This is a genomic window from Psychrobacillus sp. FSL K6-2836, assembly GCF_038003085.1.
Lineage (GTDB): Bacteria > Bacillota > Bacilli > Bacillales_A > Planococcaceae > Psychrobacillus.
Window position 1 is genome coordinate 3,626,615 of record NZ_JBBOOM010000001.1, and the last position, 22,337, is coordinate 3,648,951.

General features: G+C 37.0%; 28 protein-coding genes and 1 riboswitch. Of the genes, 19 read left to right on the plus strand and 9 right to left on the minus strand.

Going from position 1 to position 22,337, the window contains the following annotated elements; translation table 11 throughout:
- The first annotated feature begins 22 nt into the window (after positions 1 to 22).
- Entirely contained in the window at positions 23 to 1,444 is a 1,422-nt protein-coding gene (locus tag MKY37_RS17530) for an o-succinylbenzoate--CoA ligase (RefSeq protein ID WP_340778970.1), read from the plus strand.
- Between the two features lie 52 nt (positions 1,445 to 1,496).
- Here the strand turns inward: MKY37_RS17530 and MKY37_RS17535 are convergent, their stop codons facing one another.
- The 3 genes from MKY37_RS17535 to MKY37_RS17545 all read right to left on the minus strand — a co-directional run bounded on the left by MKY37_RS17535 (position 1,497) and on the right by MKY37_RS17545 (position 3,033).
- Complete coding sequence (locus MKY37_RS17535; protein ID WP_340778971.1) at positions 1,497 to 2,570, minus strand: metal ABC transporter solute-binding protein, Zn/Mn family; 1,074 nt, start codon at positions 2,568 to 2,570, stop codon at positions 1,497 to 1,499.
- 106 nt (positions 2,571 to 2,676) lie between these two features.
- The gene (yidD, locus tag MKY37_RS17540; protein ID WP_340778972.1) at positions 2,677 to 2,907 is read right to left on the minus strand and encodes a membrane protein insertion efficiency factor YidD; all 231 of its coding nucleotides are present in this window, start codon (positions 2,905 to 2,907) and stop codon (positions 2,677 to 2,679) included.
- A 3-nt stretch (positions 2,908 to 2,910) separates the two neighbouring features.
- Positions 2,911 to 3,033, minus strand: a complete 123-nt coding sequence (locus MKY37_RS17545) for a hypothetical protein (protein ID WP_269915822.1) — start codon at positions 3,031 to 3,033, stop codon at positions 2,911 to 2,913.
- Positions 3,034 to 3,134: 101 nt separating this feature from the next.
- Here MKY37_RS17545 and MKY37_RS17550 point away from each other — a divergent pair, with 101 nt between their 5' ends.
- The 8 genes from MKY37_RS17550 (at position 3,135) to MKY37_RS17585 (ending at position 7,010) form a co-directional block, all read left to right on the plus strand.
- Positions 3,135 to 3,584: a Dps family protein gene (locus MKY37_RS17550; RefSeq protein WP_340778975.1), complete on the plus strand. Its 450-nt coding sequence runs from the start codon at positions 3,135 to 3,137 to the stop codon at positions 3,582 to 3,584.
- Positions 3,585 to 3,645: 61 nt separating this feature from the next.
- Complete coding sequence (locus MKY37_RS17555) at positions 3,646 to 3,825, plus strand: putative motility protein (protein WP_340778977.1); 180 nt, start codon at positions 3,646 to 3,648, stop codon at positions 3,823 to 3,825.
- A 285-nt stretch (positions 3,826 to 4,110) separates the two neighbouring features.
- Entirely contained in the window at positions 4,111 to 4,446 is a 336-nt protein-coding gene (locus MKY37_RS17560) for a transposase (RefSeq protein ID WP_340778978.1), read from the plus strand.
- Complete coding sequence (locus tag MKY37_RS17565; protein WP_340778979.1) at positions 4,443 to 4,601, plus strand: hypothetical protein; 159 nt, start codon at positions 4,443 to 4,445, stop codon at positions 4,599 to 4,601. Before MKY37_RS17560 ends, MKY37_RS17565 begins: the two co-directional genes overlap by 4 nt.
- An 87-nt stretch (positions 4,602 to 4,688) precedes the next feature.
- Positions 4,689 to 5,162: an NUDIX domain-containing protein gene (locus MKY37_RS17570; RefSeq protein ID WP_340778980.1), complete on the plus strand. Its 474-nt coding sequence runs from the start codon at positions 4,689 to 4,691 to the stop codon at positions 5,160 to 5,162.
- Positions 5,140 to 5,928: an alpha/beta hydrolase family protein gene (locus MKY37_RS17575; protein ID WP_340779971.1), complete on the plus strand. Its 789-nt coding sequence runs from the start codon at positions 5,140 to 5,142 to the stop codon at positions 5,926 to 5,928. The genes MKY37_RS17570 and MKY37_RS17575 overlap by 23 nt, the downstream gene beginning before the upstream one ends.
- 2 nt (positions 5,929 to 5,930) lie before the next feature.
- The gene (locus tag MKY37_RS17580) at positions 5,931 to 6,380 is read left to right on the plus strand and encodes a hypothetical protein (RefSeq protein ID WP_340778981.1); all 450 of its coding nucleotides are present in this window, start codon (positions 5,931 to 5,933) and stop codon (positions 6,378 to 6,380) included.
- 303 nt (positions 6,381 to 6,683) lie between these two features.
- Positions 6,684 to 7,010, plus strand: a complete 327-nt coding sequence (locus tag MKY37_RS17585) for a hypothetical protein (RefSeq protein WP_340778982.1) — start codon at positions 6,684 to 6,686, stop codon at positions 7,008 to 7,010.
- A gap of 79 nt (positions 7,011 to 7,089) precedes the next feature.
- Here the strand turns inward: MKY37_RS17585 and pckA are convergent, their stop codons facing one another.
- Positions 7,090 to 8,676: a phosphoenolpyruvate carboxykinase (ATP) gene (gene pckA / locus MKY37_RS17590; protein WP_340778983.1), complete on the minus strand. Its 1,587-nt coding sequence runs from the start codon at positions 8,674 to 8,676 to the stop codon at positions 7,090 to 7,092.
- A 193-nt stretch (positions 8,677 to 8,869) separates the two neighbouring features.
- Positions 8,870 to 8,987: riboswitch (SAM riboswitch) on the plus strand.
- A gap of 249 nt (positions 8,988 to 9,236) precedes the next feature.
- Between pckA and metK the strand changes: the two genes are divergently transcribed.
- Positions 9,237 to 10,433, plus strand: coding sequence for a methionine adenosyltransferase (gene metK, locus MKY37_RS17595; protein ID WP_340778986.1), 1,197 nt, complete (start codon positions 9,237 to 9,239; stop codon positions 10,431 to 10,433).
- A 129-nt stretch (positions 10,434 to 10,562) separates the two neighbouring features.
- Here metK and MKY37_RS17600 read toward each other — a convergent pair whose 3' ends face one another.
- Complete coding sequence (locus MKY37_RS17600) at positions 10,563 to 11,075, minus strand: gamma carbonic anhydrase (protein WP_340778987.1); 513 nt, start codon at positions 11,073 to 11,075, stop codon at positions 10,563 to 10,565.
- Between the two features lie 109 nt (positions 11,076 to 11,184).
- Here MKY37_RS17600 and MKY37_RS17605 point away from each other — a divergent pair, with 109 nt between their 5' ends.
- From MKY37_RS17605 to MKY37_RS17645, 9 genes are all read left to right on the plus strand, one after another.
- Positions 11,185 to 11,976: an alpha/beta hydrolase gene (locus MKY37_RS17605; RefSeq protein WP_340778989.1), complete on the plus strand. Its 792-nt coding sequence runs from the start codon at positions 11,185 to 11,187 to the stop codon at positions 11,974 to 11,976.
- A 148-nt stretch (positions 11,977 to 12,124) separates the two neighbouring features.
- Positions 12,125 to 12,547, plus strand: coding sequence for an SRPBCC family protein (locus tag MKY37_RS17610; protein ID WP_340778990.1), 423 nt, complete (start codon positions 12,125 to 12,127; stop codon positions 12,545 to 12,547).
- A complete protein-coding gene (locus tag MKY37_RS17615) occupies positions 12,547 to 12,879 on the plus strand; it encodes an ArsR/SmtB family transcription factor (RefSeq protein WP_340778991.1) in 333 nt (110 codons plus the stop codon). Before MKY37_RS17610 ends, MKY37_RS17615 begins: the two co-directional genes overlap by 1 nt.
- A 1,076-nt stretch (positions 12,880 to 13,955) precedes the next feature.
- Positions 13,956 to 14,723: a hypothetical protein gene (locus MKY37_RS17620; RefSeq protein ID WP_340778992.1), complete on the plus strand. Its 768-nt coding sequence runs from the start codon at positions 13,956 to 13,958 to the stop codon at positions 14,721 to 14,723.
- Positions 14,720 to 15,085, plus strand: coding sequence for a GntR family transcriptional regulator (locus MKY37_RS17625; protein WP_340778993.1), 366 nt, complete (start codon positions 14,720 to 14,722; stop codon positions 15,083 to 15,085). Before MKY37_RS17620 ends, MKY37_RS17625 begins: the two co-directional genes overlap by 4 nt.
- Positions 15,082 to 15,783, plus strand: a complete 702-nt coding sequence (locus MKY37_RS17630) for an ABC transporter ATP-binding protein (protein WP_340778994.1) — start codon at positions 15,082 to 15,084, stop codon at positions 15,781 to 15,783. Before MKY37_RS17625 ends, MKY37_RS17630 begins: the two co-directional genes overlap by 4 nt.
- A gap of 1 nt (position 15,784) precedes the next feature.
- Complete coding sequence (locus MKY37_RS17635; protein WP_340778996.1) at positions 15,785 to 16,690, plus strand: ABC transporter ATP-binding protein; 906 nt, start codon at positions 15,785 to 15,787, stop codon at positions 16,688 to 16,690.
- Complete coding sequence (locus MKY37_RS17640) at positions 16,683 to 17,618, plus strand: ABC transporter permease (protein WP_340778998.1); 936 nt, start codon at positions 16,683 to 16,685, stop codon at positions 17,616 to 17,618. The genes MKY37_RS17635 and MKY37_RS17640 overlap by 8 nt, the downstream gene beginning before the upstream one ends.
- 60 nt (positions 17,619 to 17,678) lie before the next feature.
- Entirely contained in the window at positions 17,679 to 19,001 is a 1,323-nt protein-coding gene (locus MKY37_RS17645; RefSeq protein WP_340779000.1) for an NAD-dependent malic enzyme, read from the plus strand.
- A 39-nt stretch (positions 19,002 to 19,040) separates the two neighbouring features.
- Here MKY37_RS17645 and MKY37_RS17650 read toward each other — a convergent pair whose 3' ends face one another.
- The 4 genes from MKY37_RS17650 to MKY37_RS17665 are packed head-to-tail and all read right to left on the minus strand — an operon-like array spanning position 19,041 to position 22,249.
- Positions 19,041 to 19,583, minus strand: coding sequence for an isoprenylcysteine carboxyl methyltransferase family protein (locus MKY37_RS17650; RefSeq protein WP_340779001.1), 543 nt, complete (start codon positions 19,581 to 19,583; stop codon positions 19,041 to 19,043).
- A 1-nt stretch (position 19,584) separates the two neighbouring features.
- Complete coding sequence (locus MKY37_RS17655) at positions 19,585 to 20,667, minus strand: type III polyketide synthase (RefSeq protein ID WP_340779002.1); 1,083 nt, start codon at positions 20,665 to 20,667, stop codon at positions 19,585 to 19,587.
- A 53-nt stretch (positions 20,668 to 20,720) separates the two neighbouring features.
- Positions 20,721 to 21,293 (minus strand): class I SAM-dependent methyltransferase, encoded by a 573-nt coding sequence (locus tag MKY37_RS17660; RefSeq protein ID WP_340779003.1) that lies wholly within the window; start codon positions 21,291 to 21,293, stop codon positions 20,721 to 20,723.
- Positions 21,290 to 22,249 (minus strand): TIGR01212 family radical SAM protein, encoded by a 960-nt coding sequence (locus tag MKY37_RS17665; protein WP_340779004.1) that lies wholly within the window; start codon positions 22,247 to 22,249, stop codon positions 21,290 to 21,292. Before MKY37_RS17665 ends, MKY37_RS17660 begins: the two co-directional genes overlap by 4 nt.
- Positions 22,250 to 22,337: the final 88 nt, after the last annotated feature.

The following is a 22,337-nucleotide window of genomic DNA, read 5'->3' on the forward strand; positions in this document are numbered from 1 at the left end:
TTGCATAAAGGAGGGTGATACAATGTTTCCGAATTTACTTTTAAAACGTGCCCGTTTAACACCCGACCGATTAGCATTATGCTATTTAGGAGAAGAATGGACATTTCAACAAATCTACGATGAATCAACGACATTTGCAGAAAGACTACATTCAGCAGGTATCCTACCTGGGATGCGGATAGCTGTATTAGCTTCCTCTAATTCTCAATTAGTCATCGCACTATATGGATGTATGCAGCTTGGTTGTGAGATAGTTATGTTAAATGAACGTTTGAGTGATGAAGAATTGAAATACCAGCTCTACGACAGCAAACCAGATGCATTGCTTGTAGATAACCTGGAAAAGAGAAATTTAAGTTATATTCAAAAGTTCTCCTATGCAGATATTCATGACAAAATTAGAAAGCCTTTTTCTATTGAGGCTGAGTGGTCTAAAGATCGCACGATTACTATTATGTATACATCGGGGACTACTGGTCGTCCAAAAGGAGTTCGCCAATCGTTAGAAAATCATGTGATGAATGCAACTAGTTCTGCTCTACATCTAGGTGTGCATCCGAATGATTGCTGGCTATGTACAGTGCCGCTATTTCATATTAGTGGATTTTCTATTCTCATGAGATCATTGTTTTATGGAATGACAGTTAGTCTCCATACTAAATTTGATGCAGAAATTGTGGCAGATGAAATAGTAGGTGGAATAGCTACTAGAATGTCTTTAGTTGCAGTAATGCTAGAACGAATTTTAACGGTATTAGAAAATAGAAATCAGCTTGTTCCCAGCTCTTTTCAATCGATGCTAGTTGGAGGAGGACCTGTTCCTTTGTCTTATTTAGAAAGAGCAATTGGACGTAATATACCCATACTTCAAACATATGGTATGACGGAAACTTCCTCCCAAACAACTACGTTATCGAGTGAGGATGCCATTCGCAAACTTGGTTCAGCTGGAAAGCCACTTTTCTTTGCAGATGTTAAGATTGAAGGAAAAGAAAAATTGGGAGAAATTTGTATTAAAGGACCCCATGTGACAACAGGATATATTGGAGCAGCTGAATCCAAAAGTCCTTTAATAGATGGCTGGCTTCATACCGGGGATATCGGTTATATGGATGAGGAAGGATATTTGTTCGTTGTCGATCGGCGCTCAGATCTAATCATATCAGGTGGGGAAAATATCTATCCAGCAGAAGTAGAGCAAGCACTCATCAAACATCCAGCGGTAATTGAAGCAGGGGTTACAGGTCGTCAGGATGACAAATGGGGCCAAATACCAATAGCATTTATTGTTATAAAAGAGCAAATTACTATAGATGAGTTAAAGACCTTTTTGAAGACTCAAATTGCATCATATAAGCTACCAAAGGAATATTACTTTATAGATGCTCTCCCTCGCAATGGAGCCAATAAATTAGTAAGAAGAGAATTATTAAAATTCATATGATTGTTAAAAAGCAACTTCAATTTAGAAGTTGCTTTTTATATCAGTAACAATATTACTTAGTCAAAACGGTTTTTAATGTCTCTAGGTTTTTGTTCATCAATGTAAAATAAGTTTCTTTGTTTTCAATATCTTCCTTTGATAATACGCCTAAGTTGTGCAGTACTAAGCTATCTGCACCAATTTCTCGTTGAATCACTTCGGTTAGTTTTGATGAAACATTTTGTTCAAATAAAATATAGTTTATATTTTTTTCTTCTGCTAAATCAATGAGTTTCGTCAGCTCTTTTTGAGATGGCTCATCCTGTGAATTTAATCCAGCTACTGCTAATTGTTCTAAGCCATAGGTGTTTGCTATATAACCAAATGCTGCATGTGAGACAAAGAATGTTTTGTTCTTAGCAGTTTGTGCCATTTCTTCAAAATCTGTATCTAATTGCTGAAGTTCATTAATAAGTTCCTCATAGTTTTTTTCAAAAGTCTCTTTTTGCTCAGGTGAAATTTCCACTAAAGAGTCTTTAATCGAAAGTGCGAGACTTTGACTAATTTTAGGTGATATCCAAACATGTGGATCTATATTTCCATGATCATGACCTTCATGACTGTCATGCTCTTCTGCTGATTCATCTTCATGCTCATGAGCTTCCTCTGTAGTAGTATCCTCATGTGCATGATCGTGTGATTCCTCTGTAGTAGCTTCCTCATGCTCGTGATCGTGTGATTCCTCTGTAGTAGCCTCTTCATGCACGTGATCAGATTCTTCCAATTGTTCATCTGATACGGCATCTACCGTGGCCACCATCTTCACATGTTCCTCTGCTAATGTCTTCTTAGCATTTTCTACAAAGCCCTCTAAGCCAAGTCCTATGTAAAAAAATAAATCAGCATCAGCAAGTGACATCATATCTTTTTGTGTTGGCTCAAAAGTATGCTCATTTGCTCCTGCTGGATAGATAGAAGAGACGTCCACAGATTCTCCTCCAATACGTTCAGCAAAATATTGTAATGGATACACAGTTGTATAAACTTGTACCGGTTGATTGTCGTTTTCTACCTTCTCTTCGCTGTTTCCACAAGCAGCTAAGAATAATAATATAAAAAGAACACTAACTATAATTATACGTTTCAATAAACTCACTTCCTTAAATAGTAATGATTACGCTTTGAAAATTGATAACTTCATTAGGTTACAGTATTATCAAAAAAAAAGCAAGAAAAAAATAGCCTTTGAATTATTATTTTTTCAAAGGCCATTCATCAGGAACGGGATCAACGCCACCTTCATGAAAAGGATGGCACTTGGAAATTCTTTTTATCGTTAAAAAGCTTCCTTTTATTGCCCCGTGTTTTTGAACTGCTTCTACTCCGTAATGAGAACATGTTGGATAGAAACGGCAACTAGGTGGGGAAAGTGGCGAGATAAACTTTTGATAAAAGCGAAAAATAGATATAATTATATGCTTCATGGATTATTCAGCATCCTTAGGTTTTGGATCAATTTTCGAAGGCTTGTCATTCATAGCTAGCTTGTATAAAAAAGAAAAGCCAAAAATACTTAGTATTATTGCTGCACCTAATATCCAAAATACCATTATTGCTCACTCCAATTAACTTATCGTTATGTTTATTGTATGAAAATTAGAGGTATATTGAAAGAGAAAGCAACTATATTTAAAGGGAGAGTGACAATTTTATGTCAGCAGCACTAAACAAAGAACTAAATAAACAAGTAGCAACATGGTCGGTTATGTACACTAAATTACATAATTTCCATTGGTATGTAAAGGGGCCGTCATTTTTTACTTTACACGCCAAATTCGAAGAGTTATATAACGAAGCTACACTTAATATGGATGAAATTGCAGAGCGTTTATTAACACTAGGTGGACAACCAGTTGCAACCTTAACAGAACATCTGGAGCTTTCAGAGATAAAAGAAGCTTCAAGTAAAGAGTCGGCTGACCAAATGGTAGAAACTGTGGTAGACGATTTTGATAAAATCATGAAATCTCTTAAAAAAGGGATGGAAGAAGCAGCAAAAGATGAAGATGATATGACAGAAGATATTTTAAATGCAATTTACCAAAAAACAGAAAAACATCAATGGATGTTAAATGCATTTTTAGGAGACACAAATAAATAATATGTACTTCATTATAATCTAAGCTAACCGATATAAAGCTTGTTATGAAGGAGGGATTTCTATGGATATAAACTCCATAATGTCATCTAATTTACTACAGTTGCAACAAACCGTGCAAATGAGCGTATTACAAAATGCTATGAACATGGAAACTGTAGTAGCGGTAAAAATGTTGGAAGACATGCCTCAAACAGCTGCTCCACATCCTAATAAAGGATCAGTTGTAGACATTCAAGCTTAAAAAGAAAAGGGAGGCGCCTATTTATAGGAATTCAGTCTAAGTTTGCGACATCGTGTCGCCACAACTGACTGACCCATATCCTGTGGGCCGCCTAAAAGCGTTGAAAGAATGACAGTAAAGGCGTTCTTTGCCTTTACCTGCCATTCTGAAACGACTCAAGGGGCTAGGCGTCAGAGCCTAGATAGATACTGAGTAGAAAGTATATTCTCATAGCTTAAAAAACATGCGCTTTAAGTGCATGTTTTTTTATTTTCCGCACAGACTCTTATAAAAGGATGTGTGAAAATGACCTTATACAAAGTGTATATCTCCGTAAAGAGTCAGCAAGTATATGCTTATCCCGATGAATCTCAGTGGGAATTTGAAGTAACTGCTACTCGAAATGAAATTAAAGTATTTGAAAGACTTTTTTATCAAATGAAAAATGTACAAAGCAGAAATTTTCTACGAGCACATGAACCAATGTCCGTGAAGCCATATCATGTGGATGGAGAAAATGATCAATACGATAGAAGACTAAAGAAAGTGTATGCATGGATTCATGAATTCACTTCAGGTGACGCGAAAAGATTTATAGAACAGCTACCTTATTTTCAAAGAAGAATGGAGGTTCAATTATGAGTAAAAATTTAAACAGAAAAGGAAATGAAAATCCAGTAACGTATCGAAATGTTAGTTCCCTTCTTAATCAAAATCCACAAGATAAATCAAAGCAGAATATTGCACAAAATAGAGAAGAAGGTAATGAGGATTACAAAATGGGGCCTCCCAAATAGAGGATACTTAAAGACTTAGCTCTTACTGGGCTAAGTCTTTTCTTATTCATATGTTAAAATTTAAAGAAAACAAGGGGGAATCAGAAAATGATCTCTTTCGAAGATTTAAACGGCTATCAAGTGAAGTTATCCTTTCAACAAGGAAGCTTTTCAATTGCATCCAAACATGTACTTGTTTTAGCAAAGCATAAAGACAAATGGTTATTGACGAAGCATCCTAAAAGAGGATTGGAGTTTCCAGGTGGTAAGGCAGAGAGAGGGGAAACTTTAGTTGAAGCTGCAATTAGAGAAACAAAAGAAGAAACAAATGTTGATATAGTGAAGCTAGAATGGCTTGCAGAATATATGGTAATGGATAATATCCCTTTTTGTAAAACTGTTTATATAGCTGAAGTTGGGTATATTAATAAAGAGCGGACAAGCTTTGAGACTGAAGGTGCTTTCTGGCTATCTTCAGAGGAACTCACACATAGTGATTATTTAAGTTTCCATATGAAAGATGATGGAATGAAAGCCATTTTAAAGAAGGTGAATGAAGTTGAAAATAAATGGAACGATTGAAAAGGTTCGAATCTATCCATCTCCAAACCCTCATATTGTATTGAAAGAAATTACATATTGGTCCTGTGGTCTTCGAGTTAAAGGAATGTTAGCTTCGCCAAAAAAGGCAGGAAGCTATGAAGGTATTTTATATTGTCGAGGCGGCATGCAAAGTATTGGCATGGTTCGGCCAGCACGAATTGCACAAATTGCATCTGAAGGATTTATCGTATTTGCACCGTATTATCGCGGTAATCGTGGTGGGGAAGGAAGAGATGAATTTGCTGGAGAGGATCGCTGGGATGCCATCTGCGGAGTAGATGTACTAAAGCAATATTGTATACCGGAACGGATTCACCTATTTGCATTTTCTCGTGGTGGAATCATGGGATTATGGATTGCTATTTTACGTAATGATATTACATCCTTAGTAACATGGGCGGGAGTTTCCGATATTTATTTAACTTATGAAGAAAGATTAGATATGAGAAAGATGATGAAACGAGTTATCGGTGGAACCCCAACTAAATATCCATTGGGGTATGAGCAGCGAGATGTATTACCTCATATAGGGGAATTGAAAGTATCCACTTTAATAATACATGGGGAACGAGATACAAATGTTTCTTTTGAGCACGCAAAGGTTTTAGAACAGGCATTAATAGGGAATAGTATACCAGTTGAAACATGGTACTATCCAGAGTTCACACATTTCTTTCCAAGCAAAATAAATAGACGTGTAGTTAAAGATGCATGTCACTGGATGAAAAATGAGAGAGGGGTTTAATAATGGGCAATGTTGTAGTGACAACTGAGACAATGAGTGTAGAAGGAAAATCCTCTTTTCCTATAGATACTAGTTTTTGGGAGGATTTGTGGGATCAATATACAACTGAATTCCAAGAAGTGGTTATCCATTGTTGGATGGAGGAACTAGACGTATTAGAAGAGTTAAATTCTCGAGCAGTTTCTGTTCAAACAGAGGGATTGATGAGAGTAGTTACTATTAATCTAACGGATGAAAATAGGCTCTATTTTAGAAATTATTCTGTTGATCCAAAGGGTGGGTTAAAGTGGTTCACGATGTTCTTCCAAGAGGATGGAGTTGAACAGATGGAAATAGGTCATTATGGTTCGGAAATTATTCTATTTAAGGTTAATGAAGAAGAAGCAGAAAAGTTCAGAGAAATATTTCCGAAAATAACTGATAGTGTATTTCATGAGACAAATGGTGATTAATGCTAATTAGGAGACGTAAATATCTTTTTCAATAGAGAGTGAAGAGACGAATTTTCCAGTTGTTAATACAAGTTTATATGTAAGTGGAAATCAGAAACTATATTGTTTCTGATTTTTTTGATATAAGTAACAATTAATTTAATAAGGTGGAATTAATGAAGGTGTTGAATATCTATGATAAGAAGAGGTGCTTTTTAAAAAGTGGACTTGGTCAGTTCAAAAAATGAATCTTTTTAGTTTGGAAATCCGTATTAGAATTAATAAATCAGAAAAATCTTAAAGTTCTAATAGGGGGTAAGTTTAATGGATAAAGTTTATATTATTGCAGTTACAGTAGCTATTGAAACACTTTCACTTTGGTTAGTTTCACTTTTTTTTGGATGGAGTTTCATAGATACGATATTTTTAGGGGGACTTGCTATATTTGGGTGTGTTTGGTTATTTCAATTAAATAACAATCAAACAAATAACGAATATAATGCTTTTGCAAAAGGACAGAATGGTCTAGACACCGGGGGTATAATGCCATTTCAATTTAAGATGACACCTATTACTTTGGGGCTTTTAGCATTTATAGTGATTAGTTTTTTGGTGACGGTTGTTAAATATTATCCATACTTTTCAAATTAACAAATTTTAGTATATGAACAATACTCAAAAAAAAGAGCCCCAAATATTCATTTTGGGGCTCTTTTATATTTTAAATTTATTAAGCTAATGGTCCGCCTTTAAAGGAAATGTCTTCAGAGACTGTACCAAATTTTTTGAAGTTCTCACGGAATGATTGAGCTAACTCAGCGGCTTTTTGGTCATATGCTGCTTTATCTGCCCATGCATTACGAGGTATAAGTACCTCAGTAGGAACGCCTTCTACTTCTTTAGGAATAGCTAAACCGAATACTGTATCTGTTTCTGTTTCAGCATTGTTTAGTTTACCATCAATTGCAGCACGAACCATTGTACGAGTGTATGACAGCTTCATGCGGTTACCTACGCCGTATTCTCCACCAGTCCAACCAGTGTTTACTAAGAATACTTGTGCATCATGCTCATCAATTTTATTACCAAGCATTTCTGCATATACCGTTGCATGTAATGGTAAGAATGGTGAACCGAAGCAAGTAGAAAATACTGGTTGTGGCGAAGTAACTCCACGTTCAGTTCCAGCAAGCTTAGAAGTAAAGCCACTTAAGAAATGGTACATTGCTTGTTCTTTTGTTAGTTTACTGATTGGAGGCAATACGCCAAAAGCATCGGCAGTTAAGAAAATAATTGTATTTGGATGACCCGCTACAGATGGGTCTACAATATTATCGATATATTGAATTGGGTAAGCCGCACGAGTATTTTCTGTTAATGAGTTGTCAGTATAATTAGCAACGCGAGTTTCCGCATCTACCACTACGTTTTCTAATACAGTTCCGAATGATATCGCATCCCAGATTTGAGGTTCATTTTCTCGAGTTAGGTCAATACATTTTGCATAACAGCCACCTTCGATATTGAACACACCGTTATCTGACCAGCCATGCTCGTCATCACCGATTAGTTTACGACCAGCATCTGCAGAAAGGGTAGTTTTACCTGTTCCAGATAAACCGAAGAATAATGCAACATCTCCAGCATCCCCAACGTTTGCAGAGCAGTGCATTGGTAAAATATCTTGTTCTGGAAGTAAGTAGTTCATAATAGAGAAAATTGATTTTTTCATCTCGCCAGCATATTCAGTACCACCTATTAAAACAGTGCGTTTTTCCATGGATACAATGATAAACGTTTCTGAACGTGTTCCATCTATAGCAGGAACTGCCTTGAAATTAGGTGCAGAAAGAATAGTAAAATCTGTTGTATGTGTTGCAAGATCTTCTTGTGTTGGACGGATAAATAGCTGATGAGCGAAGAGGTTATGCCAAGCATATTCGTTAATTACTTGAATACCCAAACGTGATTCTTTATCAGCTCCAGCATATCCTTTAAATTCGAAGATTTCATCTTGCTTGTTTAAGAAGTTAATCATTTTTTTATATAGTGCTTCAAAAACGTCAGAAGAAATTGGTTGGTTTACTGAACCCCAATCGATTTTGTCTTTTGAAATAGCTTCATCTACTATATACTTATCTTGTGGAGAGCGGCCAGTATATTTTCCTGTTTCAGCTTTTACTGCACCAGTAGAAGTTAGAACAGCTTCTCCTCTTGTTGTAGCTTTTTCCACAAGTTGTGGCACTGACAATTGGCTGCTAACGTTATTTCCTGCTAACAATTCTTTCAGTTCACTCACAGTATCAATTGAATTCATCTTGAATATACCATCCTTTTTTTATATTTCCCCTAAAAAAGAGGAAGTTTTCTAGATATGTGAAATAGTATAACACATTAAAGTAATTAGTCTATACTAATCAAATTAAATTTTTTCTTTTGTGTACAAAATACAAACAAAAAATAGTTGACTTCTAATACATATTTACGTATGATGATAAATTGAACGGATACTCTTATCCCGAGCTGGTGGAGGGGTCAGGCCCTATGAAACCCGGCAACCTGTAATTTTTTTATTATTACAAAGGTGCCAAACCTGAGACAAGGTGAAATTCCTTGATTTGATAAGAGTGAAAGGTGCTTATGATACTAATGCCTTTCCTCATGTATAAATACGTGAGTGAGGGGTTTTTTTATTTAACATCGCCCTTTATCCTTGTGTGCCAAGTCCGAAACGGCTTCAAGTTAACTTCAATGCATAATTATTACATTAGAAATTTTGTGATGAAAATGCATGAATCATTTTGAATGGCTTGACATGGGAATGAGTACCGTATCAATTCTTGAGAGAAATCTCGCAGGATATAGGAGGAATAATCTATGACACAACGTCGATTATTTACATCAGAATCAGTAACAGAGGGGCATCCAGATAAAATCTGTGATCAAATCTCTGATGCAATTCTAGATGCAATTTTAGCAGAAGACCCAAATGCTCGTGTAGCTTGCGAAACGAGTGTAACGACAGGACTAGTATTAGTTGCTGGAGAAATTACTACATCTACTTACGTAGATATCCCTAAAGTAGTTCGTTCTACTATTAAAGAAATTGGCTATACACGTGCAAAGTATGGCTTTGATGCAGAAACTTCTGCTGTGCTTACTTCAATTGATGAACAATCACCTGACATCGCGCAAGGTGTGGACCAAGCTTTAGAAGCAAGAGAAGGCTCTATGAGTGATTCTGACATTGATGCAATTGGAGCAGGAGACCAAGGTTTAATGTTCGGTTATGCTTGTAATGAAACACCAGAGCTTATGCCACTACCAATTAGTTTAGCGCATAAACTATCTCATCGATTGGCACAAGTTCGTAAAGACGAAACTTTAGACTATCTTCGTCCGGACGGAAAAACTCAAGTAACAGTAGAATATGATGAAAATAATAATCCTGTTCGTATCGATACAATTGTTATTTCTACTCAACATCATCCAGAAATTACTTTAGAGCAAATTCAAAAAGATATTAAAGAAGTAGTGATCAATCCGATTGTTCCTACAAATTTAATAGATGAAAATACAAAATACTTTATCAATCCAACTGGACGCTTCGTAATTGGTGGACCACAAGGAGATGCAGGTCTAACAGGACGTAAAATTATCGTAGACACTTACGGTGGTTATGCTCGTCATGGCGGAGGAGCATTCTCTGGTAAAGATCCTACAAAAGTTGACCGTTCCGCTGCATATGCTGCACGTTATGTTGCTAAAAACATTGTTGCTGCTGGCCTTGCAGATCGTTGTGAAGTACAACTTGCTTATGCAATTGGTGTAGCTAAACCTGTTTCAATTGCTGTAGAAACTTTTGGTACTGGAAAGGTAGAAGAAGTTGAATTAGTTTCATATATTCGCGAACTATTCGACTTACGTCCAGCAGGAATCATTAAAATGCTAGATCTTCGCCGTCCAATATACAAACAAACAGCTGCTTATGGTCACTTTGGTCGAACAGACATTGATGTACCATGGGAAAAAACAGATAAAGCTGCAGCGTTGAAAGAAAAAGCTGGATTATAATTAGTATGAACAAAAAAGGCTTTCCTATAATGGAAAGCCTTTTTTTTCAATAGTAGAAAATAAAAAAATGTGGAATGATCAAACATTGTGTAAAATCGATTAATCTACACAAACTAATCGTTATCCCAATTATTTTTGAAGTGTTTTATAATATTGCCCTTTTTCTACATATTCTCGGATAATTCTTTGTACATCAGCTTTGTCTTCATCATTTAGCTCGCGCACAACTTTTGCAGGACTGCCTAGTGCTAATGAATTTGGAGGTATTTTCTTGCCAGGTGGTACGAGACTCCCAGCTCCGATAAATGCACCTTCACCAATTTCAGCTCCATCTAAAATAATGGACCCCATTCCTATTAACGCACCTTTACGTACTGTACAGCTATGTAAAGTCACTTGATGTCCGATAGTCACTTCATCTTCTATTAAAAGTGGTTTATTTGGACTTTGATGTAGGCAACTTAAATCTTGAATACTTACTTTACTTCCAATAATAGTAGGAGCAACATCCCCTCTAATTACCGTATTAAACCAAATTGTAGTCTCTGGACCGATTGTCACATCACCTGTTATTGTGACATAATCAGCTATAAAAGCAGAGTCGTCAATTGTGGGGGTTTTATCTTTATATGGATAAATCATTTTGCATACGCTCCTTTTAAAATTAGAATATAATTAATCGTATCAGACATACAGATTGAAAGAAACCAAATACGATGAAATTGCAAGGAAAGAAAAGAGGTTTGTTTATATGTGGAAATGGGAAACAGAAGGAAAGCCCAAAGCCGTAATAGTTATTGTGCACAGTGCTTATGAGCATCATAGAAGATATGCTTGGTTAATTGAAAAATTGAGAAGCTCCAACTATCATATCGTTATGGGTGACTTGCCAGGCCATGGAGAATTAAAAAAATCAAAAACTATTCACGACGAATCCTTCGAACTATATAAGAACTACATTAAACAAGCAATGCAAGTTGCAGTTACGTATGATCTTCCAATATTTTTAATGGGACATGGTCTTGGAGCCACCCTTCTTATAAAAGTTTTACGTAAACTAGATATTGAATATGCGGGAGTAATACTGACATCGCCATGGTTCCAGCTTGAAAAGCTTCCTTCGAAATGGACGAACACACTAGCGAAATTATCAATACCGCAGAAAATCAATCATGATATTCACTTAAATGATTTAACAAGAAATTATGAAGTATTTCAACAATTCGTATCAGATCCCACGTATAGAACCTTCATTTCAACAGAATGGTACAAGGAACTCCAAGCACTTTTAAAATCAGTGAACCAATCGACTATCTCCATACCAAATAAACCTATTCTTGTAATGACTGGAGAGCGAGATAAGATTACTGATACAAATGCTGCAGCAAGCTGGCTAAGGAAGCAGGAGCTTTCTGAATATCAATATAAAGAATGGAAAAATTGTTTTCATGACCTCTATCAAGAACCGGAGCGAGAAGAAATTTTTACTTATTCACAGTCTTTTATCAATAATGTGCTAACGGACATTGGCTATATTGTTTGAATTTAAAATCCCATCTACTAACTGTAGATGGGGATTTTTGTGGTGAAGCAGAGGTAATATAATTTCTGCAAGTTGACATAACACCTTTTGGTTATATATAATATAACACCTAGGGGTTACATTATATATTGAAAAGGAGCTATTAATGATGAAAGAAAATTTACCTGATATAACACAAACTGTTTTAGTAGAGGCACCAATCCAAAAGGTTTGGAATTATGTGTCAACAGCGGAAGGAATCTCTGCTTGGTTTATGCCTAATGATTTTCAAGCGCAGGAAGGATACGAATTTACAATCCAGTCACCATTTGGCCCGTCTCCTTGTAAGGTGCTTGAGATTGACGAGCCACACAAACTTTCGTTTCAATGGGACACAGATGGTTGGTTTGTTACATTTCTTTTGAAAGAAAACGGTACTAGGACTGAATTCACATTAATTCATGGTGGATGGAAAGACGGAGAATCCATTATTTCGAAAGCTAAAAAGTCGAGTACAGATGTCCGTAGCATAATGAATCAAGGCTGGGTTGGAATTGTACAAAACAAATTTAAGCAAGTTGTCGAAGCTTAATGAATGATGCCATCAAAAAGGTGGATGTTTTTCAAGCGATAGCTGATCCAACAAGGCGCGATGTCCTTCGACTATTAGCGAACGGGGAGAGATCTATTGCCGAAATTTCTTCTCATTACGATATGAGTAGAACAGCAATTGTGAAGCATCTTAATGTTTTAACTGAAGCTGGTTTAGTCAATGGTCAAAAGTTAGGTAGAGAAAAAGTGTATCATTTGCAACCAGAGCCATTGACAGAAGTAAAACAGTGGCTCGATTATTATGAACAGTTCTGGAATAACAAACTATCAAGATTAAAGTTCTTAGTCGAAAATGATGACAAGGATAAATAAAAGCTATATCACCCCCGTCAGCGTGAGTGCTGACGGTTTTTTTAACGAAAGTATTAAATTATATGTACTTGAAGTTCAGTATTGCCGATACATAACGATACGCCCGCACGAGAGTTGCTCCATGTGCCAGAGCAACAGAGCTATCCGCTCGAGGAAAAGCCAAACGCCCGAGGTAGAACGCTATCCGCCCGGTGCAGAATACTATCCGCTCGAGGGAAAGCCGAACGCCCGGTGCAGAACACTATCCGCCCGATGATCGAGTCCATACGCCCGAGCAACAGGTCTATCCGCTCGAGGAAAAGCCAAACGCCCGAGATTGAACGTTATCCGCCCGAGCAACGAGTCCATACGCCCGAGGAACAGGGCTATCCGCTCGAGGGAAAGCCGAACGCTCGAGGCAGAATGCTATCCGCTCGAGGAAAAGCCAAACGCTCGAGTCAGAATACTATCCGCTCGATGAACGAGTCCATACGCCCGAGGAACAGGGTTATCCGCTCGAGGAAAAGCCAAACGCTCGAGGGAGAACGTTATCCGCCCGATCGACGAGTCCATACGCCCGAGGTACAGAGCTATCCGCTCGAGGGAAAGCTAAACGCCCGAGGCAGAATGCTATCCGCCCGATCGACGAGGCTATACGCCCGAGGAACAGAGCTATCCGCTCAAGGTAAAGCCGAACGCCCGAGGCAGAACGCTATCCGCCCGATGATCGAGTCCATACGCCCGAGCAACAGGGCTATCCGCTCGAGGGACAGAGCAATCCGCTCGAGGGAAAGCCAAACGCCCGAGATTGAACGTTATCCGCCCGAGCAACAGCGCTATCCGCTCGCCCCCGAGTCGTCATGCACCCTAGCATATCCACTCACAACTAACAAAAAAGCTGGATCCAGGTTAAGTGTATGCCGTGGATCCAGCTTTTTATAGTATAGGCTTTACATTTTCACTGACCAGTCTATCTTATTTGTCGATTGCAAATAAATCACTTGCAAATAGATGTGATAAAATATATAGTGTTAGTGTAATATATAACTATTACACAGATACACTATGACGACGGTGATTACAAAAGGAGAGGGAAAATGAAAGGGTTGTTGTTAAAGGAATGGGCTCTATATAAGACATGGCTTTTCGGTTCAGCGGTAATGGGTATTGGGGTTGTCTTAATTCTTCCGATAATATTGGAGAGATATTTAATAACTTCGGCTCCCATTCAGGAAATTAGAATAGTTTTAATGTTTTTAATGCTTGGCTTTAGTTCTATTAATATCCTAATTCAATTTAATAGCTCACTAAATCACGATAACAGAAAAAAAGATATGTGGCTGCATAATCCTCATTCTATGCATACATTGATTGGTGCGAAATTTTTATTTAGTTTAGTTATTTATTTTGTTGGAAATGTTTTTATCACGACAGCAGGGATATATTTCTTATCGGATTTGTTTGTAGGTAGCTTTGCAAAATTGTTTAATTTACAGCTTTTATTGCTAGTTATAATGTTATTTGTCGGTGTCTTAGTCAATATTGTATGGTTATTCTTATGGACAATTTATTTAGAAGGTAAATATTGGATTGGTAAATTTTCACTAATCACAACGGTAGCAATTTTCTTTTTAATAGTTAGTTATTTACCGCAACTATTTAGTTTTCTTTCATTAGATAAAGTACTAAACCAAGGTGAAATATCTATAAAATTTATAGCAGATTATTTACCTACAATTACAACTAGTAATTTTAACTTAGAAGTTGACTCCATATACATTGTAGAGGAATTGTTCAATTGGATAATCTTTGTATTGTTATTTTGGGCGATTTGTAAGTGGGTGGAGAGGGTGGTTACGAGATGACGCAGGATTTCACTCGTGATAAACCTATTTATAGTCAGCTTGTGGATTTAATATGTGGGGATATTTTAAAAGGAAACTTAAAGTCCGGAGATAAAATGCAATCCGTACGAGAATATTCATTGGAAGTTGGTGTTAATGTTAACACCGTACAACGTGTATATAAGGAGCTTGAATTGATGGAGCTAACAGAGACGAAGCGCGGGCAAGGCACATTCATCACAACAGATGAAGAACGTATTTTGCATTTGCGTGAGGATATGAAAGTGAAATTGGTCAATCAATTTATTCAGTCTATTGCAGTTTTTGGTTTTTCGAAAGAAGAGATCGTTCAAATTTTGCAAAGAAAGGAAGGGACTCAATGATTCAACTTCAACATGTTTCGTTTAATTACCAAAGACGGGAAGTACTTAAGGATATATCACTAACGTTTCCCCTAGGAACGACAATAGGTATAGCTGGGGAAAATGGTAGTGGCAAATCTACGTTATTGAAAATAATTGCTGGTATACAAAGACCTCGAAAGGGAACTATTTCCATTCATAAGGAGTCTTTATCTAGAATACATGCGACTGACATTGCATATTTACCTGATACGGATTTGTTTTATAGCTTTTATACAACAAAAGAGCTTTTCGCATTTTACGCATCGCAATTTGAGGATTTTACTATAGAAAAGGCATTGGAGGTAGCCAACTTTTTGGAAGTAGATGTTGATGTGAAGCTTAAGAAACTTTCTAAAGGGAATCGTGGAAGAGCGAAAATGGCAGCGACTCTTGGTAGAAATACATCCTACTATGTGATGGATGAACCGTTTTCTGGGTTAGATCCAATCGTGCGTGAATCTCTTATAAAGGGGCTCATTCGGTATACTAATATCGAGGAACAATCTATTATTTTATCGACTCATGAATTGCATGAAGTCGAACCGATACTAGATCAGCTAATAGTTTTAAAGGATGGCAAAGTAATTGCCCAGGACGAATTAGAAACAATACGCTTTAACACAAATCAGGATGCAGTAAGTTGGATGAAAAATGTAACGAAAGAGAAGGTGAAATGAAATGACTAAGCCAATCGTTCAGTTAAAGAATATTACCAAAATTATTAGAGGGAAAACACTTATCGATAATGTTTCACTAGAGTTATTTCCCGGTCAAATCACTGGATTTTTAGGTCCAAATGGTGCTGGTAAAACAACGACTATCCGTTTAATGACTGGTCTTATGCATCTAACTAGTGGGACTATTACTATTGAAGGCGCATCTATTGCAGATGATTATGAAAAGGCAATTGCAAATGTAGGGGTTATCGTAGAAAATCCGGAAATGTATAAGTATATGTCGGGCTATAAAAACTTACTTCATTTTTCTAGAATGCATAATGGAGTAACGAAGGCACGGATAGATGAAGTGATTAACCAGGTAGGACTAACTAAGCGAATCCATGAAAAGGTGTCGACGTATTCTTTAGGTATGCGTCAACGTTTAGGATTAGCACAAGCCTTACTGCATGATCCGAAATTCTTAATATTAGATGAACCAACAAATGGTTTAGATCCTGCTGGAATTCGTGAGTTCCGCACGTATCTTCGCAAAATAGCAGAGGAGAATAATGTATCTATTTTTGTATCTAGTCATTTACTGTCAGAAATAGAGTTGATGTGTGACCGTGTGGCTGTTATTCAAAATGGTAAGCTGATTGATGAACGGATGATTCAAAATGATGAAAAGACACGTATGCAACTTAAAGCAGAGCCAACTGAAGTAGTAGAAACTTACTTAAGTTCAAATGGTTATGTATTCACATTGCATGAAGGAGTATTTTTACTTGATTTGAAAGAAGAGAAGGTACCAAGTCTTATTAATGAACTTGTTGCGCAGAAGGTTCAAATTTTTGCTATCTCGGCAGTGCATGAAACGCTTGAAGAGCAGTTCCTTCAAATGACAGGAGGCGGTCAAATTGTTTAGTTTGATACAAAATGAATGGATGAAACTATGGCATAAAAAAGGTACATGGGCTATTTTAGGTATTCTATTATTGGTGATTATTGGTGTCGGTGTGTTGGATAAGGTAACTATGGAAGAAGTGGATACCACCAATTGGAAACAGGAACAACAAGTTTTAATCGATGATTCTAATGCACAGCTTAAAACACCTGACCTAGATGAATGGTCTATCCAAATGTATGAGGAGCAAAAAGCGATGGCACAGTATCGCTTAGATAATAATGCAGCACCTCAAGTCAATCAAAGTATGGAAGGAAATATGGCATTTGGTGCGTCCATCATGGTGCTTATTACATTATTAGCAGTTATTCCCGGAGCATCCATTGTATCGCAGGAATTTACAGATGGTACGATTAAAATGCTTCTAACACGACCTGTTTCCCGATTCAAAATATTAGCGTCCAAACTAATTACGATTTTCTTGTTTGGTATATCATTAATAGTAGTAACGATTATTCTCACTACGGTAATTGGATTTATCTTATTTGGAACTGCAACTGGAGTCGACCTGACTATTGTTGATGGTGTAGTGCAGCAAACAAACACGATGAAAGATATTTTCTTAACATATGTGTACTCCTTAGGTGATTTCACCATGTCTATACTATTTGCATTCTTTATCGGAACGGTATTTAGTTCACCTTCCATTGCTATCGCATTATCTATGCTGTTTTTAATGATGGGACCAATGATCATAATGCTTCTACAAAAGTATATACCTGTAGAATATATTTGGTTAACACATTCTGATTTAACGCAGCATCTCAGAAAAGAATTTTTTATACACGAAACTACTCTCACTATGTCTTTAACTGTCCTCGGAATTTATGCGATACTATTTTTGGCATTAAGCTTTATGACGTTTATTAAACGAGATGTGAAGGCATAAGTAGACATTTTATGTTATAATTTGTTGGTTGAAATAGAGAATAGAGTAAGGAGATTTGACATGCAAAACCAACATATTATTCGTAACATCATCGTGGAAACACCTTCAAAACCTGGTAATTTTGCAAAGGTTGCTACTGCAATTGGTATGGCCGAGGGAGACATTGGTGACATTACAACACTTAAAAGTGGTGCGTTAACAACTGTTCGCGACATTACAATCACTTGTAAATCGAAAGATCAATTAGATCAAGTGATTTCCAATATTGAATCGATTGATAACGGTGTGAAAATTCATGCCGTTACAGATGATGTATTAAAGGCGCATGAAGGCGGTAAAATCGCTATGAAGAGCAGACTAGATGTTCGTTCATTGCGCGATCTTCAACGTATTTATACACCAGGTGTAGCATCCGTTTGTATGGACATTTTACATAATCCAGAAAAAGCTAACTATTTTACTTCCATCGGCACATCTGTAGCCATCGTGACGGATGGTACAGCTATTTTAGGACTAGGTAATATAGGACCAGTTGCAGGGATGCCGGTTATGGAAGGAAAAGCAGTATTGCTAGACCAATTTGTGGGATTAAGTGGCATTCCGATTTTATTGAATACAAGCGATCCAGATGAAATTGTTGAGACAGTCAAACACATTCATAAAGGGTTTGGAGCGATCTTACTAGAGGATATTGGATCTCCACATTGCTTTGAAATAGAAGAAAGATTGAAAGCAGAGTTGCCAATTCCGGTTATGCATGATGACCAACATGGTACTGCAGTAGTAGCATTGGCTGCAATATTATCTGCTTGCAAAGCTACAAATGTTGACATTAAAAATGCGAAAATTGGTCAAATTGGATTGGGTGCAGCAGGTTTAGCTATTTGTCGTATGTTAATGGCGTATGGTGTGGAGGGAGTTTATGGTTTAGATCGTCAAGAGGCTGCTCAAGAGCGTTTGCTAAATTATGGCGGTCAAACTCTAGAATCATTAGACGCTCTAATGGAAAAATGTGATATTATTGTTGCTACAACTGGGGTTTCTGGTCTTATTAAGCCAGAAATGGTTCGTAAAGGGCAAATAATATTAGCATTATCTAACCCAAACCCAGAGATTTTACCTTCAGATGCAATTGCTGCAGGAGCAGCATTTGCAGCTGATGGACGTTCCGTAAATAATGTTATCGGGTTCCCGGGTATCTTCAAGGGTGCTTTGGATGCTGGAGCAAAAGAGATTACATATCCAATGTTAATCGCTGCGTCTCTAGCAATTGTTAATCACACTAAACCGGGCGAACTTATTCCTAACCCGTTGGATCCAACATTACATCATTTAGTTGCAAGAGCAGTAGAAGAAGCTGCCAATAAAGAAATGAGTAATTAATAGAATAAAAGAAAATAAATAATAAAAAGAAGATTTCGGTTAGGATGCCGAAATCTTCTTTTTAAATTTGTCCTCATAATTAGTAGCTTCTCTTAATGCTTTTTCCTCGGTAGGGATACGTACAGAGAGCATGGCAATATTTAATAGCGTAAAGGTAATAGCAGTTATATATGCTTGGAACATTAATGGTAGTAAAATAATTTCCAAACAAACTACTACATAGTTTGGATGTCGAATGAAGGAATAAGGACCTCTTTTCACTACATTAGCCCCTGGTAGAATAATGATTTTAGTATTCCAAAAAGAACCTAAAGATGCGAGGCACCATATTCGAAGTAATTGAACAATTATAAAGCCGATTAAAAATGCAGAAAATAAAGGTGAAATCGCTCTATCAAATATCAACACTTCTAAAATGAGACTTATAAAAAAGCTCACATGCATAGCAACCATTACGGGATAGTGGGATGCTCCAACTTCATAGGCACCTTGTTGAAGCATTCTTTTTTCATTTCTTTTTGCTATTACTACCTCCGCAAGTCGTTGAAGAACCACTAGTGAGATAAGGATGAAGAATAACAAACTAATCCCTCCAATTTAGTAATATAGCTTCTCCACAAAATCCAGGACCAAGTGCAACTAGTAAACCTAACTCTTCCTCATTATTTTGTTTCTTCATAAATTGCTCCAACACATAAAGAACAGTAGGAGAAGACATATTCCCATGACTTTTTAACACTTCTCGTGAGATGTACGTATGCTCTTCTGTTAGTTCCAACGTTTCTTCATATGCTTTTAATACTTTCTTTCCTCCTGGATGTGCAACAAAGTTCACTAGGTCATTCTTAGTCACTCGCTGTTCACCTAGAAAATCATCTACAAATGGTCCCAACCAAGAAGTAATAATAGAAGGAATGCTTTTGGAAAAAACTACATGTAGTCCATTGTTTTTAATATCCCAACCCATGACATCCTCTGAATCCGGCATCCACTTAGAAGCTGTCGCGATGATGTGAGGCACTGGTTTTGAGGTAGACAGCTTTACGTCATCTCCGCAAACTAGTGCACACGCGGCTCCATCAGCAAATAACGAGGCTCCTATTAAATTACTCTTCGAAAAGTCATTTGGTTGAAAGGTCAAACTACAGAGTTCTACACAAACTACTAATACTTTGGAGGTCGGATGCGCCTTGCAATAGTCGAAAGCTCTACTAATCCCAGATGCACCCCCGGCACAGCCTAAACCCCATAAGGGAATGCGTTTCATGCGATCAGAAAAAGGTAAATGATTCATCACCCGAGCATCAATACTTGGAGTAGAAATACCAGTACTACTAACGAACACTATTGCATCAATTTCACTTGGATGCAGGGAAGATTCTAAAAAATCGAGACTATTTAAACAACGATGGATAACTTCAATACTATATTTGGTAGCTAACTCTATATACAAATTATTACGTTCTTCAAAGCTATGTTCACTTTGATGCCATTCTAAAGGAACACAAAAATGGCGAGTTTGTATATCTCCATTTTCAAACACTTTTAATAGTCTATTCAATTGAGGTATTTTATCTTGAAATAGTTCTTTTGTGAGATTTTCAATGTTTGATTGTTCTAATGTATATGGTGGGTTATATGTACTAATTGAAGCAATTTTTGGCATAATGTCACTCCTTTTTGTTACTTATAATTCCCTTACTCACGCCAGATATACAACTACTTTTGCTCTTTCATCTTTTCAATTGCGATGATAAATGGAGGATCATTTTGTTGGTTAAGAAATTGATAGCTTAAGACGTGGACAAAGGATTGTGGTAAACTCTGCACGTACCGAAGAATGGAATCCTTTTCTTCTTTACCACCCTGATGACCATGGTAAACTACTAGGACAATTATTCCGCCTACTTTAAGTAATTGTAATAATGATTCAATTGCCTGCTGAGTAGAAGCTCCTGTTGTAATTATTTCATGATTACTTCCAGGCAAGTAGCCCAAATTGAATATTCCTGCTGAAACTTTTTGCTGAATATAAAGATGAAGATTTTCATGTCCATCTTGAATTAATGTAGTTATTTCTAATTTGTTCGCTTCTTCTAATCTTTTGGTAGTTGCATAGATAGCCTCTGCTTGAACATCAAAAGCATATACATGTCCATGCTCACCAACAAGTTCTGTTAAAAACAAAGTGTCATGTCCATTTCCGGCTGTTGCATCCACCACAATATCTCCAGGTTCAACTGTAGACATTAATAATTGTTTAGCGAAAGGTAAAACTCGTTTTAGTTTCATTTTGCTGCACCACTTTTTACATAGTATTTTCCTTGGTAACTCTCCCTAGAGGTTAGCTCAGCGTCAATTCCATTTAATACATCCCATTTGTTTACACTCCACATGGGCCCGATCATTAAGTCAATTGGTCCATCACCAGTTATTCGTTGAACGACCATCTCAGGAGGTAAAACTTCTAGCTGATCTGCAACAAGCTGGATATAGGCATCTCGATCCATGAACTCGAGCATTCCCTTTTCGTATTGCTTAACCATTGGAGTTCCCTTCAATAAATGCAGTAAATGAATTTTAATCCCTTGAACATCTAGCTTGGCCACTTCTCGTGCGGTTTCCATCATCATTTCCCGATTTTCTAAAGGCAGACCATTTATAATATGCGTACATATAGGGATTTCATGCTTCCTTAGTTTGTTCACACCTTCTATATAGGAAGGATAATCGTGAGCCCTATTCACCAAATTAGCTGTGCGCTCATGTACTGTTTGAAGACCAAGCTCTATCCATAAAAAAGTACGTTTGTTAAGCTCTGCCAAGTATTCGACTATATCGTCGGGTAAACAATCAGGTCTTGTTGCAATGGAAATTCCTATAACACCTTCTAATGCTAGTGCCGCTTCAAATTTCTCCTTCAGAACAGGAAGGGGGGCATGCGTATTCGTATAAGCCTGGAAATAGGCAATGTATTTTCCGTTCTTCCATTTTTCATGCATGTTCATCTTGATTTTTTCAAATTGAACTGGAATGGGATCTACCTTATCTCCAGCAAAATCACCACTTCCTGCCACACTACAAAAAGTACAGCCACCAAATGCGACTGTTCCGTCTCTATTAGGACAATCAAAACCAGCATCTAATGCTACTTTAAAAATTTTCATACCAAATATATCTCGTAAATAACGATTCCATGTAAAATAGCGTTTCCCATCAGATGGGAAAGGTAAATTATTTTCATTCATATTCTTCACTCCTTAACAGGCTTATTTTATCATGACTTTATAAAGTTTTGTCTAATCTTCTTGAAGTGCCATTTGAAAAGGACTACAA

Coding starts and splice junctions, on each gene's coding strand:
- MKY37_RS17530 (WP_340778970.1), top strand. CDS start 23: ATGTTTCCGAATTTACTTTTAAAACGTGCCCGTTTAACACCCGACCGA.
- yidD (WP_340778972.1), bottom strand. CDS start 2,907: ATGAAGCATATAATTATATCTATTTTTCGCTTTTATCAAAAGTTTATC.
- MKY37_RS17545 (WP_269915822.1), bottom strand. CDS start 3,033: ATGGTATTTTGGATATTAGGTGCAGCAATAATACTAAGTATTTTTGGC.
- MKY37_RS17550 (WP_340778975.1), top strand. CDS start 3,135: ATGTCAGCAGCACTAAACAAAGAACTAAATAAACAAGTAGCAACATGG.
- MKY37_RS17555 (WP_340778977.1), top strand. CDS start 3,646: ATGGATATAAACTCCATAATGTCATCTAATTTACTACAGTTGCAACAA.
- MKY37_RS17560 (WP_340778978.1), top strand. CDS start 4,111: ATGACCTTATACAAAGTGTATATCTCCGTAAAGAGTCAGCAAGTATAT.
- MKY37_RS17565 (WP_340778979.1), top strand. CDS start 4,443: ATGAGTAAAAATTTAAACAGAAAAGGAAATGAAAATCCAGTAACGTAT.
- MKY37_RS17570 (WP_340778980.1), top strand. CDS start 4,689: ATGATCTCTTTCGAAGATTTAAACGGCTATCAAGTGAAGTTATCCTTT.
- MKY37_RS17580 (WP_340778981.1), top strand. CDS start 5,931: ATGGGCAATGTTGTAGTGACAACTGAGACAATGAGTGTAGAAGGAAAA.
- MKY37_RS17585 (WP_340778982.1), top strand. CDS start 6,684: ATGGATAAAGTTTATATTATTGCAGTTACAGTAGCTATTGAAACACTT.
- pckA (WP_340778983.1), bottom strand. CDS start 8,676: ATGAATTCAATTGATACTGTGAGTGAACTGAAAGAATTGTTAGCAGGA.
- metK (WP_340778986.1), top strand. CDS start 9,237: ATGACACAACGTCGATTATTTACATCAGAATCAGTAACAGAGGGGCAT.
- MKY37_RS17600 (WP_340778987.1), bottom strand. CDS start 11,075: ATGATTTATCCATATAAAGATAAAACCCCCACAATTGACGACTCTGCT.
- MKY37_RS17605 (WP_340778989.1), top strand. CDS start 11,185: ATGTGGAAATGGGAAACAGAAGGAAAGCCCAAAGCCGTAATAGTTATT.
- MKY37_RS17610 (WP_340778990.1), top strand. CDS start 12,125: ATGAAAGAAAATTTACCTGATATAACACAAACTGTTTTAGTAGAGGCA.
- MKY37_RS17615 (WP_340778991.1), top strand. CDS start 12,547: ATGAATGATGCCATCAAAAAGGTGGATGTTTTTCAAGCGATAGCTGAT.
- MKY37_RS17620 (WP_340778992.1), top strand. CDS start 13,956: ATGAAAGGGTTGTTGTTAAAGGAATGGGCTCTATATAAGACATGGCTT.
- MKY37_RS17625 (WP_340778993.1), top strand. CDS start 14,720: ATGACGCAGGATTTCACTCGTGATAAACCTATTTATAGTCAGCTTGTG.
- MKY37_RS17630 (WP_340778994.1), top strand. CDS start 15,082: ATGATTCAACTTCAACATGTTTCGTTTAATTACCAAAGACGGGAAGTA.
- MKY37_RS17635 (WP_340778996.1), top strand. CDS start 15,785: ATGACTAAGCCAATCGTTCAGTTAAAGAATATTACCAAAATTATTAGA.
- MKY37_RS17645 (WP_340779000.1), top strand. CDS start 17,679: ATGCAAAACCAACATATTATTCGTAACATCATCGTGGAAACACCTTCA.
- MKY37_RS17655 (WP_340779002.1), bottom strand. CDS start 20,667: ATGCCAAAAATTGCTTCAATTAGTACATATAACCCACCATATACATTA.
- MKY37_RS17660 (WP_340779003.1), bottom strand. CDS start 21,293: ATGAAACTAAAACGAGTTTTACCTTTCGCTAAACAATTATTAATGTCT.
- MKY37_RS17665 (WP_340779004.1), bottom strand. CDS start 22,249: ATGAATGAAAATAATTTACCTTTCCCATCTGATGGGAAACGCTATTTT.